This is a genomic window from Mesorhizobium sp. B4-1-4, assembly GCF_006439395.2.
Classification (GTDB): Bacteria; Pseudomonadota; Alphaproteobacteria; order Rhizobiales; family Rhizobiaceae; genus Mesorhizobium.
On the sequence record NZ_CP083950.1, the window covers coordinates 2571030 to 2585272 of the forward strand.

Below are 14243 nucleotides of genomic sequence, written 5' to 3' on the forward strand. Positions count from 1 at the left end.
TGAAGTTCTGAAGCGCTCGTAAAGGGGCCACAATCCAATTGTCTGAAATAGGACGGGCTTGGAATTCACACCTTTTGCGACACCGCAAGAATGCGTGATCCCCTGTCCTATGGAGGTTATTGCCCGCATACCGGTGATCGGCCGGAAAATAAACCGTTGGCAGGCGGAAACCTGCCGCGCCCGCGCGTTGACAAGCCTGACTGAAGCTTGATCATGCCCGGACGTCTGCAATTGTCTGGAGGGTGTTATGGCAATGCGCGCGGCTCGTGGTCTGTCGATTCTCATCCTTCTCTTTTTTGCCTTGGGTACTGTGGCGCAAGCGGCCGAGGCGCGAAAAATCGCAACAACGGACAATTCCGACTATTTCGGTTTCGACCTCCGATCCGACCAGAACGTCACGCTCGACCAGTGCAAGACGACCTGCCTTGGCGATCCGGCCTGCCGTGCCTTCACCTACAACACCAAGGCCAAATGGTGCTTTCTCAAATCCGACTACAACCAGTTGAAGCCCTTCAATGGTGCGGTTGCGGGCAAGATCGTCAACATCGACGGCGATCCCGATATCGGCGCGCCGCCGGAGCTTGCCTTCTTCCCCAACTGGATGGCCGACCAGGCTCAGCAATACAGCAATAAACTGCTCGGTCCCGCCTTTACCAAGCCGACCGAAGGCATGGCGGCGCTGACCAATGCCGCCGAGCAGGCCGTGCTGACCGGCGACCATCACTCCGCCATGCAGAAATACGAGGCCGCGGTCTCGGTGATGCCGGACGACGGCCAGCTCTGGCTCGACCTGGCGCGCGAAACGCTGGCCGTGCAGCCTGCCGCCAACACATCCGAAGCCTCCACTTTGCCGGCAAATGGCACTTCCGCCGCTTTCAACGCCTACAAGCTGCTGCGCACCACCAAGACGCGCGCCGACGTGCTGGCGCTGCTCGGCGCCGGCCTCGACAAACGTGACCTCTACCGCCCGGCCTTGCAGGCCTATGAGGCGAGCCTTGCCCTCGTGGCTTCGCCTTCCGTCCAGGCCGAGTATGCCGATCTGAAGGCCCGCAAGGGTTTCCGCGTCATCGACCATAGCGTCGATGCCGACACCAGCGCGCCACGCATCTGCGCGCAATTCTCCGAGGAATTGGTTAAGACCGGTGTTGATTACGCGCAGTTCGTGACCGTCGACAACGCGCCACCCAAGGGCGTCGAGGCCAAGGACAAGCAGATCTGCGTCGAAGGCCTCGAACACGGCCAGCATTATGACGTCACCTTCCGCGCCGGCCTGCCGGCCGCCATCGGCGAAGTCACCGCCGCCCCCGTGGTGCTGTCGATCTATGTGCAGGACCGCGCGCCGTCCGCCCGCTTCACCGGCGACAGCTTCGTGCTGCCGGCCGGCGCGCGCCGCGGCATTCCGGTCGTCACCGTCAACATGAACGCCGCCGAGATGAAGCTCTTCCGCATCGGCGACCGTTCGCTGGCGCAGCTTCTGTCGGGCTACCAGTTCCTGCACCAGCTCGACGGCTATGACATTTCCACCGTTTCCGAGCAGATGGGCGCGCCGGTCTGGCATGGCCAGCTCGATATCGTCAACGATTTGAACAAGGAGGTCACCACCTCCTTTCCGGTCGACGAAGCCCTGCCGCAGCGCAAGCCCGGCGTCTATGTGCTGACCGCCCAAGCCGTCAACGACAAGGGCGACAGCTACAATTCGTTGGCCACGCAGTGGTTCGTCGTCTCCGACATCGGCCTGTCGACCTATACCGGCCAGGACGGTCTCAACGTCTTTGCCCGTTCGCTCGGCTCCGCCAAGCCGATTGCCGGCGCCGAACTGACGCTGGTTGCCAGGAACAACGAGGTTCTCGGCACCGCGACGTCGGATGCCGACGGCCATGCCGTGTTCAATCCCGGCCTGACGCGCGGCGATGGCGGCATGGCACCGGCCGTGCTGATGGCGAAGCAAGGGGACAATGATTTCGTCTTCCTCGACATGTCCAAGGCCGGCTTCGACCTGTCCGACCGTGGTGTCACCGGGCGCGCGGCACCCGGTGCGCTGGATGTCTACGCCTGGACCGAACGCGGCATCTACCGCGCCGGCGAGGATGTCCATGTCGCCGCCCTTGCCCGCGACGGCGCGGCCAAGGCGGTCGAGAACCTGCCGCTGACCTTCATCTTCTCGCGCCCGGATGGTGTCGAGGACCGCCGGATCGTCAGCGACGGCGCCTCGGCCGGCGGCCACGCCGTCGACCTGCCTTTGGAACCCAATGCGATGCGCGGCACCTGGTCGGTGTCGATCCACACCGATCCCAAGCAGCCGGCGGTGGCTAGCCAGATGTTCCTGGTCGAGGACTTCGTGCCGGATCGCATCGAATTCGACATGAAGGCCGACAAGCAGGAGATCGCGCGGGGCGAAACCGCCAACATCAACATAGATGGCCGCTTCCTTTACGGCGCGCCGGCGGCGGGTCTGGCGCTGGAAGGTGAGTTGACGCTGTCGACGTCGCGCGACTGGGACCGCTTCCCCGATTTTTCCTTCGGCCTCGCCGATGAACAGTCGGCGGAGCCCACGGTCACGCCGCTCGCCAATCTGCCGGTGGTCGGCGATGACGGCAAGGCGACCTTCCCGATCTCGGTCGACCAGTTGCCTTCGACCACCAAGCTGGTCGACGGCAAGGTGACGGTGCGCATGCGCGAAGCCGGTGGCCGCGCCATCGAACGGTCGCTCAACATCGGTATCCGCCCGCAAGGCCACATGATCGGCATCCGCCCGGACTTCGCCGACAATGAGGTGCCACAGGGCGGCACGGCCAAGTTCAGCCTGATCGCCGTCGATCCCGACGGCAAGCGCGAGGCGCTGAAAGGCGCGCGCTGGACACTGGTCAAGGTCGAACGCAATTACCAGTGGTACCGCTCCAACAATTCGTGGAACTACGAGCCGGTCACCTTCACCAAGTCGATCGCCAACGGCCAGGTCGACCTCGGCGCCGATGGCGACGCCACCGTCTCCTTACCGGTCGACTGGGGCCAGTACCGGCTCGAGGTCGAAACCTCGGACCCCGAGGGACCGGCGACCAGCTATGAATTCGACGCCGGCTGGTACGTCGCCTCGACCACCACCGAAACGCCTGACGGCCTGGAAATTGCGCTGGACAAGGACAATTACGCCGCCGGCGAAGTGGCCAAGCTCAAGGTCTCGCCGCATTTTGCGGGCGAACTTCTGATCAACATCGGTTCCGACAAGCTCTTGAAGACCATCACGGCGACCGTGCCGGCCGGCGGCAGCACCGTCGACATTCCGGTCGGCGACGACTGGGGTGCCGGCGCCTATGTCACCGCGACACTGTTCCGGCCGGGCGATGCCCAAGAGAGCCGCATGCCGGCCCGCGCCATCGGCGTGAAATGGCTGAAGGTCGACCCGGGCGCCAAGAAGCTCGCCGTTGCGCTCGCGCCGCCGGACAAGACCATGCCGCGCCGACAGCTGTCGATTCCGGTTTCCGTGGCCGGCGTGCAGCCGGGAAGCAATGCCTATGTCATGGTCGCGGCCGTCGATGTCGGCATCCTCAACCTGACCAACTATAAGGCGCCGGACCCTGAGAACTGGTTCTTCGGCCAGCGCATGCTGGGCATGGAGATCCGCGACATCTACGGCCGCCTGATCGACGGCTCGCTAGGCACCACCGGCAAGCTGCGGACCGGCGGTGACGGCGCCAACATGCAGGCGCAAGGCAGCCCGCCCACCGAAAAGCTGGTCGCCTTCTTCTCTGGCCCTGTCCAACTCGACGCCGACGGCAAGGCGCGGATCGATTTCGACATTCCGCAGTTCAACGGCACCGTGCGCGTCATGGCCGTCGCCTGGACCAAGGATGCCGTCGGCCATGCACAGTCGGATGTGATCGTGCGCGATCCCGTGGTGATCACGGCCGGCCTGCCGCGCTTCCTCGCCCCTGGGGACAACGCCGTCATGCGGCTCGACGTGGCTGACACCGACGGCCCTGCCGGCGACTACGCGCTGTCGATCGACACCACGGGCGACCTGTCGACCGGCGACAAGCCCCTGCCCCAGAAGCTGACGCTCGCCCAGGGCAAGCGCCAGACCTTGACCGTGCCTCTGATCGCCAAGACGGCGGGCAATGCCTCGCTGACCATCCGGCTTGCCCATGCCGACGGCATCAAAGTCGAGCAGACGCTCTATGTGCCGGTGCGCCCGGCACAGCTGCCGGTCACCACCCGCCTGGTGGTCGACCTTAAGGGCAATGGCGGCGCGCTTCGCGTCGACAAGGAGCTTCTGGCGGCAAGCCTGCTTGATGGCGCCTCCGTCAGCGTCGGTGTTTCGCAGGCGGCTGCCTTCGACGTGCCCTCGCTCTTGATGACGCTCGACCGCTATCCCTATGGCTGCGCCGAGCAGACGACCAGCCGCGCCATGCCGCTCCTCTACGTCAACGAGATGGCCTCCGGCATCGGCATGGAAAGCGATCCAGACCTGCATGGCCGCGTCCAGGATGCCATCTACAAGGTCCTGAGCTACCAATCCTCAAACGGCAGCTTCGGCCTGTGGGGACCCGGCTCCGGCGACCTGTGGCTCGACGCCTATGTCAGCGAGTTCCTGACCCGGGCGCGTGAGCAGAAACACGACGTGCCTGCCCAGGCCATGAACCAGGCGCTGAACAATTTGCAAAACTCGCTCGGCTATGACCAGAGCGTACAGGACCGCGGCAGCGAGATCGCCTACGCCCTCTATGTCCTGGCCCGCAACAAAAAGGCCTCGATCGGCGACCTGCGTTACTATGCCGACACCCAGCTGGAAGCCTTCTCGAGTCCGATGGCCGTCGCCCAGTTGGCGGCGAGCCTGGCGCTCTACGGCGACACCCAGCGCTCGGAGGCGACGTTCAAGACCGCGCTGCAGCTTGCCAAGTCGACTACCGACTACGACTACTACCGCTCCGACTACGGCTCGCCGCTGCGTGACGGCGCGGCGATGCTGGCGCTGGCGGCGGAATCGAAGCCGGTGTCGACGATCGTGCCCGAGCTGATCAAGCTGGTGACCAGGGAACGGGCCGAAGCCCGCTGGACCGGCACCCAGGACGAATCCTGGATGCTGCTGTCGGCTCGTGCGCTGAAGGAAGGCAATGATTCCATCACGCTGACCGTCAACGGCGCGCCGCATTCCGGCGGCTATTCCAACCAGGTCAACGGCTCCGACCTCGTCGACAGCCCGCTCGAAATCGCCAACACCGGCAAGACCCCGCTGCAGGCCGTCGTCACCACCGTGGCGTCGCCGGTCCAGCCTTTGCCGGCCGGCGGTGAAGGCTTCACCATCGCGCGCACCTACTACAAGCTCGACGGCACCGAAGCCAATGTGACGGAGGCAACGCAGAACGAACGCTATGTCGTCGTGCTCAAGGTGACGGAGCAGAACAGCTGGCCCTCGCGCCTGCTGGTCACCGACCTTCTGCCGGCCGGCTTCGAGATCGACAACCCCGGCCTGGTCTCCAGTGCCCAGCTGACGAACTTCTCCTGGCTGGCACAGACCGACGCCGCCCATCTCGAATTCCGCGACGACCGTTTCGTTGCGGCGTTCAACCCGGCCGATGGCGACCATGACCACAATCTGACGCTCGCCTATGTCGTGCGCGCCGTGACGCCGGGCACCTACGCCCATCCCGCGGCAACGGTGGAGGACATGTACCGGCCGCAATATTCGGCCCGCACCGCCACCGGCATGATGGAGATCAAGGCGCCGTAAGGTGTGCTGACAACTATGAACAGGACGATGGCGCCGCCCCTCATCCGCCTGCCGGCACCTTCTCCCCGTATAGTGACGGGGAGAAGGGGACTGCCGCGAATTTCGCCGCTGTTTCTGCAACGCTGGCGATTGGCGAAACCATCAGCAACAGCCTCTTTCTCCCCGTCTCTATACGGGGAGAAATGCCCGGCAGGGCGATGAGGGGCGGCGCGATGCTCTCCAGAAAATTTCTTCGCCGCGCCGCCATAACCGCTGGTGCCTGCGCCGGCTTCCTGGCTCTTTCCTTCGCAGCCCTTTGGGAGCTCGACCGCGCCTTCCCGCCCCCGCTTCCCAAGAAACTCGCCGTCTCCACCGAGGTCCAGGACCGCGATGGCCAGTTATTGCGCGCCTTCGCCACGCCGGACGGCTACTGGCGGCTCGAAACCCATCTCGATCAGGTCGACAAGCAGTTCGTCGATATGCTGGTCACCTATGAGGACAAGCGTTTCTGGGATCATGACGGCGTCGACGTGTTGGCGCTTGGCCGCGCCGCCGGCCAGCTCGTCACCAGCGGCCACATCGTTTCCGGGGGCTCGACCCTGTCGATGCAGCTTGCGCGCCTGATCGAGCCGCGCGAAAGCCGCAGCATCGGTTCCAAGATCAAGCAGATGCTGCGCGCCATCCAGATCGAGCGGCGGCTGTCCAAGCGCGAGATCCTCGAACGCTACCTGACGCTGGCGCCCTATGGCGGCAACCTCGAAGGCGTGCGCGCCGCCTCGCTCGCCTATTTCGGCAAGGAGCCGAAGCGGCTCACCGTCTCTGAAGCCGCGCTGCTCGTCGCCCTGCCCCAATTACCGGAAAAGCGCCGGCCTGACCGCAACCTCGAAATCGCCCATGCCGCCCGCGACCGAGTGCTGAGCCGCATGGTCTCATCCGGCCTGATCGGCGAGCGCGAGGCGGGACGCGCAGCACTCGACGATGTGTCGGGCCTGCGCCGCACCTTGCCGGCGCTGGCGGCACATGCCTCCTATGCGATGCTGCCGAAAGCCGTGCCCGGACAGCCGCTCAAGCTGATGATCCGCAAAAGCGTCCAGCAAGGATTGGAACAGGTGGCGCGCGACGCCGCCGCCAAGCTTGGGCCGCGTCTCTCCGTCGCCATGGTGCTGGCCGACTCCCGCACCGGCGACATTCTGGGCGAAGTCGGCTCGGCTAACTTCTTCGACGCCAGCCGTTCCGGCTGGATCGACATGACCAAGGTCGTGCGCTCGCCCGGCTCGACGCTGAAGCCGTTCATCTACGGCCTCGCCTTCGAACAGGGGCTGGTGGCGCAGGAAACGCTGATCGAGGACAGCCCTGTCGATTTCAGCGGGTACAGGCCGAGGAATTTCGACATGGGCTACCAGGGTGACGTCAGCATCCGCCAGGCGCTGCAACTGTCGCTCAATGTGCCGGCGATCCGCGTGCTCGACGCCGTCGGCCCGGCGCGGTTGACCGCGCGCTTCCGCCAGGCGGGCGTCAACCCGATCCTGCCGGTCAATGAGGCGCCGGGCCTGGCCATTGGCCTCGGCGGGGTTGGCGTCACGCTGCGCGATCTGGTCCAGCTCTATACGGGGCTCGCCAATGGCGGCAAGACGCACACGTTGCACGATGGCACCGAACCGGCCAATGCCGAAAGCTCGGCCACCACCATCCTCAACGACCAGGCCAACTGGCAGATCATCGACATATTGTCGGGGGTCAAGCCGCCGGAAGGCGCCTTGCAGCGTGGCATCGCCTACAAGACCGGAACCTCCTACGGTTACCGCGACGCCTGGTCGGTCGGCTTCGACGGCCGCTATGTGTTGGGCGTCTGGGTTGGCCGGCCCGACGCCGGCGCTGTGCCCGGTCTCTCCGGCTATGTCTCGGCCGCGCCCATCCTGTTCGAAGGCTTTGTCCGCTCCGGCCTTGCCACCGTGCCGCTGCCGGGCAAGCCGCCCGGCGCTTTCACCCCCAGGCGAGAGGACCTGCCGGTAACACTTGCCCGCTTCGGCGCCGGTTCGGACGGTCTCGTGCAGGCAACGCCGACCGAGCCGGCCCCAACCATCGTCTTTCCACCGGACGGCGCCCGCGTCGATCTCGGCACCACTTCTGCCGATGCCACGCCGCTGGTGCTCAAGCTGCAGGGCGGCCGCGCCCCATTCCGCTGGCTTGCCAACGGCAAGCCGTTGGTTGGTATCGACCGCCGCCGCACGGCGACCTGGCAACCGGACGGCGCTGGCTATTCGACGCTGACCGTGATCGACGCCGTGGGACGGGCGGCCAGCGTGAAGGTTTTCGTTGAATAAACGAGGCCAGGCGATTCAGCGCATTGATTTTTTGTAGGTAGAGTTTGGAAGATTATTGCCCATGCCGATCGCGAGGCTGGGTGACGGATATCGATCCTCACCGAGCATGGATGAGGAAAACATTTCGCGACACAGCCCGATGTCGTCGAAGATTTTCTCCAGAAGGGCAAAAAAGGCAACATTCATTGCATCTAATTTCTATCAACTTGGTAGATTTTAAGCAGTTCAATGGAGGCAGAAATGACCAAACCTCATTTCATGAAGCTGCTCGGCGCGCTGATCGCCACATCTGTCCAGTTCGGCACGCTCGGTTTCGCGTTTGCCGACACCACCATTCTCAACGTGTCCTACGATCCAACACGCGAGTTGTACAAAGCCTATGACGAGACCTTCACCGCGCATTGGAAGGCCGAGACCGGCGAGACGGTGACCATCCAGCAGTCGCATGGCGGGTCGGCCGCACAGGCTCGCGCCGTCATCGATGGCCTCGACGCCGACGTCGTGACGCTGGCGCTCGAGGGCGACATCAACGCCATCGTCTCGAAGTCGAAGAAGATCAATCCCGACTGGCGCACGAAATTCGAGAACAATTCAGCGCCTTACACCTCGACCATCATCTTCCTCGTCCGCAAGGGCAATCCCAAAGCCATCCACGACTGGAACGATCTGGTGAAGGACGGCGTCCAGGTGATCACGCCCAACCCCAAGACCTCGGGTGGCGCACGCTGGAACTATCTGGCCGCCTGGGCCTACGCCAACGCTCACGACGGCGGCGACGAGGCCAGGAACAAGGAATTCGTCGGCAAGCTCTATGCCAATGCGCCGGTACTCGACACCGGTGCGCGCGGCTCGACCGTGACCTTCGCGCAAAAAGGCCTGGGCGATGTGCTGATTGCCTGGGAAAACGACGCCTACCTGGCGCTTGACGAATTCGGTGCCGACAATTTCGACATCGTCTATCCGCCGACCTCGATCCTGGCCGAACCGCCGGTGGCGATCGTCGATGCCAATGTCGATGCCAAGGGCACGCGCAAGGTCGCTGAAGCCTATCTGAGCTACCTCTATTCCAAGGAGGGGCAGACGATCATCGCCAAGAACCACTATCGGCCGGCCAAGCCCGAACTCGTAGCGCCGGCGGATCTCCCCAAGACCCCGGATATCAAGCTGATCTCCATCGACGACCCGCTGTTCGGCGGCTGGAAAAAAGCCCAGCCTTACCATTTCGCCGACGGTGGTATATTCGACCAGATCTACAAGCCGGCCCAGTAAGAATAGACCAGGACAACATGACCACAGCACCCGCGCAGGCGGGGTGGCGGTTCAGACAGCCGAGCGTCATTCCGGGTTTCGGATTGACGCTCGGCTTCTCGCTTGCCTACCTCACCCTCATCATCCTGATCCCCTTGTCGGGGCTGATCTGGCGTTCGGCCGCCCTCGGCTGGACCGATTTCTGGGCGATCGCCATCGATCGCCGCACCACCAATGCGCTGGAAATCAGTTTCGGCACCGCCTTCATCGCGGCTGCCGTCAATGTGATCTTCGGCACGCTCGTCGCCTGGGTCCTGGTGCGCTACCGCTTTCCCGGCCGCCGCATTGTCGACGCCATGGTCGACCTGCCCTTCGCGCTGCCGACGGCGGTGGCCGGCATCGCGCTGACCACACTCTATGCACCGAACGGCTGGATCGGCAAATTGCTGATGCCGCTCGGCATCAAGGTCGCCTACACGCCATCAGGCATCGTCATCGCGCTGGTCTTCATCGGCCTGCCCTTCGTCGTGCGCACTGTGCAGCCGATCATGGAGGAAATCGACAAGGAGGTAGAGGAAGCCGCCGCCACGCTTGGCGCGAACCGGTTTCAGATCATCACCCGTGTGCTGTTTCCAGGCCTTGCGCCAGCCATTATCACCGGCTTTTCGCTCGCCTTCGCGCGCGGTGTCGGAGAATACGGCTCGGTCATCTTCATCGCCGGCAACTTGCCCTACAAATCCGAGATCGCGCCGCTTCTGATCGTCATCCGGCTTGAGGAGTACAACTACCCCGCCGCCACCGCGATCGCGGCGATCATGTTGTTGCTGTCTTTCATCATGCTTCTGGTCGTCAATCTCGTGCAGACATGGAGCCGCAAGCGCTATGGCTGATCCCGAGATCAAATCCTACGAGCTGTATCATGAAAGCCGCTCGGCGGCGGTCACCGAAAGCCGCCCGGCGCAAGCCGTGCTCATGGTCGTCACCTTCGCCTTTCTGGGCATTTTCCTGCTGTTGCCGCTGATCATCGTCTTCCATGAAGCGCTCGCCAAAGGCGTCGGCGCCTACACGCAATCGCTCGGCGACGCCGATACGCGCTCGGCGATCCGGCTGACGCTGCTGGTGGCGGCGATCTCGGTGCCGCTCAACATTGTCTTCGGCATCTCCGCGGCCTGGGCGATCGCCAAGTTCGAGTTCAAGGGCAAGGCCTTCCTGACCACGCTGATCGACCTGCCCTTCTCGGTCTCGCCGGTCATATCGGGACTGGTCTACGTGCTTATGTTCGGCGCCCAGGGGCTGCTTGGCGCCTGGTTGAAGGCCAACGGCATCGTCATCCTGTTCGCCGTGCCGGGCATCGTGCTCGCCACCATCTTCGTCACCTTCCCCTTTGTCGCCCGCGAACTGATCCCGCTGATGCAGGAACAGGGCAATGGCGATGAGGAAGCAGCGCTCTCCCTCGGCGCCAATGGCTGGCAGACCTTCTGGTATGTGACGCTGCCCAACGTCAAATGGGGCCTGCTCTATGGCGTGCTGTTGTGTAACGCCCGCGCCATGGGCGAGTTCGGCGCGGTCTCGGTGGTTTCGGGCCATATCAGGGGCCTGACCAACACCATGCCGCTGCATGTCGAAATCCTCTACAATGAATACAATGCCGTAGGCGCCTTTGCCGTCGCCTCGTTGCTGGCCGGCCTCGCGCTTGTCACGCTGGTGTTGAAAACACTGCTCGAGATGCGCTACGGCGCCGAACTCGCCGCGACGCGCGGGCATTAGCAATGCAGTCGCCCAAAAGTGGCTACCGGTTTTGGGATAACGAGATCCATCCACTACAAAGGGACTGTTGATGGAAGTTCGCGTTGCCAACGTGCGCAAGGAATTCGAGCGGTTTCCGGCGCTCCACGACGTGTCGCTCGACATCAAGTCCGGCGAGTTGATCGCGTTGCTGGGGCCCTCCGGTTCGGGCAAGACCACGCTGCTGCGGCTGATCGCCGGGCTGGAGCGGCCGACGCGCGGAAAGATCTTCTTCGGCGACGAGGATGCTTCGCAGAAGTCGATTCAGGAACGCAATGTCGGCTTCGTGTTCCAGCACTACGCGCTGTTCCGGCACATGACCGTGGCCGATAATATCGGTTTCGGCCTGAAGGTCCGGCACGGGCCGACGCGGCCGCCGGCCGCGGAAATCCGCCGCCGTGCCTCCGAGCTTCTCGATCTCGTCCAGCTTTCGGGACTGGAGAAGCGCTACCCGGCGCAACTCTCCGGTGGCCAGCGCCAGCGTGTCGCGCTGGCGCGCGCCATGGCGATCGAACCCAAGGTGCTGCTGCTCGACGAGCCGTTCGGCGCACTCGATGCGCAGGTGCGCCGCGAACTCCGCCGCTGGCTGCGCGAAATCCATGACCGCACCGGCCACACCACCGTCTTCGTCACCCATGACCAGGAAGAGGCGCTGGAGCTTGCCGATCGCGTGGTGGTGATGAGCCAGGGCCGCATCGAGCAGGTCGGCACCGCCGACGACATCTACGACACCCCAAACTCTCCCTTCGTCTACGGCTTCATCGGTGAATCGAGCTCGCTTCCGGTCAAGGTCGAGAATGGCGAAATCTGGCTCGCCGACCGTCCGATCGGGCTGCCGGCGCCGCGTGCGCCTTCGGGCGATGCGACGCTGTACTTCCGTCCGCACGATGTCGAACTGCTCGACGGCTGCAGCGGCTGCATCGCCGGCACCGTCGCCGCCAGCCGCCGCGTTGCCGGCACCCGGCGGGTGGAACTCGAGATCGGCGGCGAGCGCCAGCGCGTCGAGATAGAGTTACCCGTCGACCACCCGGCGGCGCAGAAAAGCCGGGTTGCTTTCAGGCCGGGACGCTGGAAGCTGTTTCCGAAAGTCATAAACGTGACGGCCTGAATGAGCGTCAAGCCAGCCAGTTTTCAACCTTCAGCCCGCTGATCCGGGTGAATTCTCCAGTGTTGGCCGTTACCAGCGTGATACCAAGAGCGCAGGCATGGGCAGCAATGAAGAGATCATTGTGGCCAATTGGTTGGCCGAGGCCTTCCAATTCGGCGCGTATGGCGCCGTAACCGGCGTCCGCCGGCACATCGAGCGGCAAAACAGGAATCTCAGCCAAAAGTTCCTCAACTTTCTTGAGCAGCTTTGCCGATCCCTTTCGGGCACAGCCATACCGCAATTCCGAGGCGACCACGATGCTGGTGCACACTGCGGAGTCCCCCACACGCAACACGGTACTCGCGGCTTTGCCAGCCGGGTTTCGGATCATGTCGCTGATAATGTTCGTGTCCAGCATGAACCGTATCAAAGAATGTCCTCGGGTTTGACAGGCGCGTCGTCGAATTCAGGGAAATCGTCCTCGGGACCGAGCGGTAGCTCGTTCGCCCACTGGGCAAGCAGCGCGGTGAGACCCGGCCTGCGAACCGGCTCGATGACCAGACGGTCGCCTTCCCGACTGATCAGGACCCTGTCGCCCGGAAGCTCGAACTCGACGGGAATGCGCACTGCCTGGCTTCGATTGTTGCGGAACAGCTTCGCCTCTTTGGGCCTCGTCGTTGACTGGCGGTGCTGGGGCATTGTTGGCTCCTTTGCATATGCCAAATGTATATGCATAAAAAAGCAAATACAATGCGCGAGACCGCCCGACCGGCTGGTTGGAACGAAATACCAATCAGACGCTGTTTCGCCCGCGTCTTTTCTCACGGCCCGGGCGCAGAGCCTCCCCGCATGCCTCGTCGCGCACTCCACACCCCGGCTATGGTGAGAGCCATAAGCGCATTGCATCCGGAGCCTGTTTTCATGAAGCGATTTTTCCTCGGCATCGCGACCGTCGCCGGCCTGTTCCTCGCATCCTCTCAAGCCTGGTCGGCCGACAAGCTGCTCAACGCCTCCTATGACGTCGGCCGCGAACTGTTCGTCCAGGTCAACAAGGCGTTCATCGAGAAGCATCCGGGCGTGACCATCGACCAGTCGCATGCCGGCACCTCGGCCCAGGCGCGCGCCATCGCCGAAGGCCTTGGCGCCGATGTCGTCACTTTCAATCAGGTCACCGACATTGATTTCCTGGTCAAGAAAGGTCTGGTCTCCGCCGACTGGCAGAAAGATTTTCCCGACAACGCCTCGCCCTTCTATTCGCTGCCGTCCTTCCTGGTGCGCGCCGGCAATCCCAAACACATCAAGGACTGGAACGATCTGGTGCGCGACGACGTGCAGGTGATCTTCCCCAACCCGAAAACCTCCGGCAATGCGCGCTACACCTATCTGGCAGCGACCGCCTACGCCAAGGAAGCCTTCAAGGGCGACGACGCCAAGGTGAAGGAGTTCATCACCAGGCTGTTCAACAACGTGCCGATCTTCGACACCGGCGGGCGCGCCGCGACCACCACCTTCGTGCAGCGCGAGATCGGCGACGTGCTGATCACGTTCGAGTCCGAGACACGCGGCATCCGCAAGGAATATGGCAACGACAAATTCGAGCAGGTCACGCCCTCGGTCAGCCTGCGGGCCGAATTCCCGGTGGCGATCGTCGACAAGGTCGCCGACGAGCACGGCACGCGTGATCTGGCCAAGACCTATCTCGACTTCCTTTACACGCCAGAGGGCCAGGACATAGCCGCCGAAAATGGCCTGAGGGCCCGCGACCCCGCCGTCGCCGCCAAGTACAAGGCCGATTTCCCCGATGTTCGGCTGCTGACGGTGGAAGATGTTTTCGGCGGTTGGGGCAATATCCAGAAGGAGCATTTCGCCGCCGGCGGCCTGCTCGACCAGGCCTATGGCAGCCGCTGAGAGCTGCAGCACTGCGACGCGGAGAGAGCCGGCACTTTGCCGGCTTTTTCGTTTATGGGCCGGCAGCCGGTTCCGGCCGGGATTCTGCCGGCGCAATGCAAAACGTTACAAAGAATCAACGCGTTTGTGCCTAACGTGCCATCCGGCGACTTGTTGTCGCGAAACGGCAGCGCGCGGGAAAAGC

10 protein-coding genes are annotated in these 14243 nt (G+C 63.6%); 7 read left to right on the forward strand and 3 right to left on the reverse strand.

What is annotated here, in order from left to right:
* Nucleotides 1-247 precede the first annotated feature (247 nt).
* Together FJW03_RS12440 and pbpC are read left to right on the forward strand one after the other, a co-directional pair.
* On the forward strand, nucleotides 248-5728 hold the full coding sequence (locus tag FJW03_RS12440; protein WP_140766976.1) for an alpha-2-macroglobulin family protein: 5481 nt from the start codon (nucleotides 248-250) through the stop codon (nucleotides 5726-5728).
* A gap of 212 nt (nucleotides 5729-5940) precedes the next feature.
* Nucleotides 5941-8031, forward strand: coding sequence for a penicillin-binding protein 1C (gene pbpC / locus FJW03_RS12445; RefSeq protein WP_226890639.1), 2091 nt, complete (start codon nucleotides 5941-5943; stop codon nucleotides 8029-8031).
* Nucleotides 8032-8046: 15 nt separating this feature from the next.
* Here pbpC and FJW03_RS12450 read toward each other — a convergent pair whose 3' ends face one another.
* Nucleotides 8047-8217 (reverse strand): hypothetical protein, encoded by a 171-nt coding sequence (locus tag FJW03_RS12450; RefSeq protein WP_181168847.1) that lies wholly within the window; start codon nucleotides 8215-8217, stop codon nucleotides 8047-8049.
* A gap of 54 nt (nucleotides 8218-8271) precedes the next feature.
* Between FJW03_RS12450 and FJW03_RS12455 the strand changes: the two genes are divergently transcribed.
* From FJW03_RS12455 to FJW03_RS12470, 4 genes are all read left to right on the forward strand, one after another.
* Nucleotides 8272-9300: a sulfate ABC transporter substrate-binding protein gene (locus FJW03_RS12455; RefSeq protein WP_140766407.1), complete on the forward strand. Its 1029-nt coding sequence runs from the start codon at nucleotides 8272-8274 to the stop codon at nucleotides 9298-9300.
* A 17-nt stretch (nucleotides 9301-9317) separates the two neighbouring features.
* Nucleotides 9318-10169: a sulfate ABC transporter permease subunit CysT gene (gene cysT / locus FJW03_RS12460; protein WP_140608974.1), complete on the forward strand. Its 852-nt coding sequence runs from the start codon at nucleotides 9318-9320 to the stop codon at nucleotides 10167-10169.
* Nucleotides 10162-11046 carry a sulfate ABC transporter permease subunit CysW gene (cysW, locus tag FJW03_RS12465; protein ID WP_140766408.1) on the forward strand — a complete coding sequence of 295 codons (885 nt, stop codon included), beginning with the start codon at nucleotides 10162-10164 and terminating at the stop codon, nucleotides 11044-11046. The genes cysT and cysW overlap by 8 nt, the downstream gene beginning before the upstream one ends.
* 70 nt (nucleotides 11047-11116) lie before the next feature.
* On the forward strand, nucleotides 11117-12172 hold the full coding sequence (locus tag FJW03_RS12470) for a sulfate/molybdate ABC transporter ATP-binding protein (RefSeq protein WP_140766409.1): 1056 nt from the start codon (nucleotides 11117-11119) through the stop codon (nucleotides 12170-12172).
* 7 nt (nucleotides 12173-12179) lie between these two features.
* On the opposite strand, the gene FJW03_RS12475 is transcribed toward FJW03_RS12470, so the two are convergent.
* Entirely contained in the window at nucleotides 12180-12569 is a 390-nt protein-coding gene (locus tag FJW03_RS12475; protein ID WP_413466490.1) for a type II toxin-antitoxin system VapC family toxin, read from the reverse strand.
* An 8-nt stretch (nucleotides 12570-12577) separates the two neighbouring features.
* A complete protein-coding gene (locus FJW03_RS12480) occupies nucleotides 12578-12850 on the reverse strand; it encodes an antitoxin (protein WP_140766410.1) in 273 nt (90 codons plus the stop codon).
* Nucleotides 12851-13072: 222 nt separating this feature from the next.
* Here FJW03_RS12480 and FJW03_RS12485 point away from each other — a divergent pair, with 222 nt between their 5' ends.
* Complete coding sequence (locus FJW03_RS12485; RefSeq protein WP_140766411.1) at nucleotides 13073-14059, forward strand: sulfate ABC transporter substrate-binding protein; 987 nt, start codon at nucleotides 13073-13075, stop codon at nucleotides 14057-14059.
* The last annotated feature ends 184 nt before the right edge of the window (nucleotides 14060-14243 follow it).

What these genes read in the sequence shown, in the direction of transcription:
- FJW03_RS12480 (WP_140766410.1), bottom strand. Translation starts at nt 12,850, where the DNA reads ATGCCCCAGCACCGCCAGTCAACGACGAGGCCCAAAGAGGCGAAGCTG.
- FJW03_RS12485 (WP_140766411.1), top strand. Translation starts at nt 13,073, where the DNA reads ATGAAGCGATTTTTCCTCGGCATCGCGACCGTCGCCGGCCTGTTCCTC.
- cysW (WP_140766408.1), top strand. Translation starts at nt 10,162, where the DNA reads ATGGCTGATCCCGAGATCAAATCCTACGAGCTGTATCATGAAAGCCGC.
- FJW03_RS12470 (WP_140766409.1), top strand. Translation starts at nt 11,117, where the DNA reads ATGGAAGTTCGCGTTGCCAACGTGCGCAAGGAATTCGAGCGGTTTCCG.
- FJW03_RS12455 (WP_140766407.1), top strand. Translation starts at nt 8,272, where the DNA reads ATGACCAAACCTCATTTCATGAAGCTGCTCGGCGCGCTGATCGCCACA.
- FJW03_RS12450 (WP_181168847.1), bottom strand. Translation starts at nt 8,217, where the DNA reads ATGAATGTTGCCTTTTTTGCCCTTCTGGAGAAAATCTTCGACGACATC.
- pbpC (WP_226890639.1), top strand. Translation starts at nt 5,941, where the DNA reads ATGCTCTCCAGAAAATTTCTTCGCCGCGCCGCCATAACCGCTGGTGCC.
- FJW03_RS12440 (WP_140766976.1), top strand. Translation starts at nt 248, where the DNA reads ATGGCAATGCGCGCGGCTCGTGGTCTGTCGATTCTCATCCTTCTCTTT.
- FJW03_RS12475 (WP_413466490.1), bottom strand. Translation starts at nt 12,569, where the DNA reads ATGCTGGACACGAACATTATCAGCGACATGATCCGAAACCCGGCTGGC.
- cysT (WP_140608974.1), top strand. Translation starts at nt 9,318, where the DNA reads ATGACCACAGCACCCGCGCAGGCGGGGTGGCGGTTCAGACAGCCGAGC.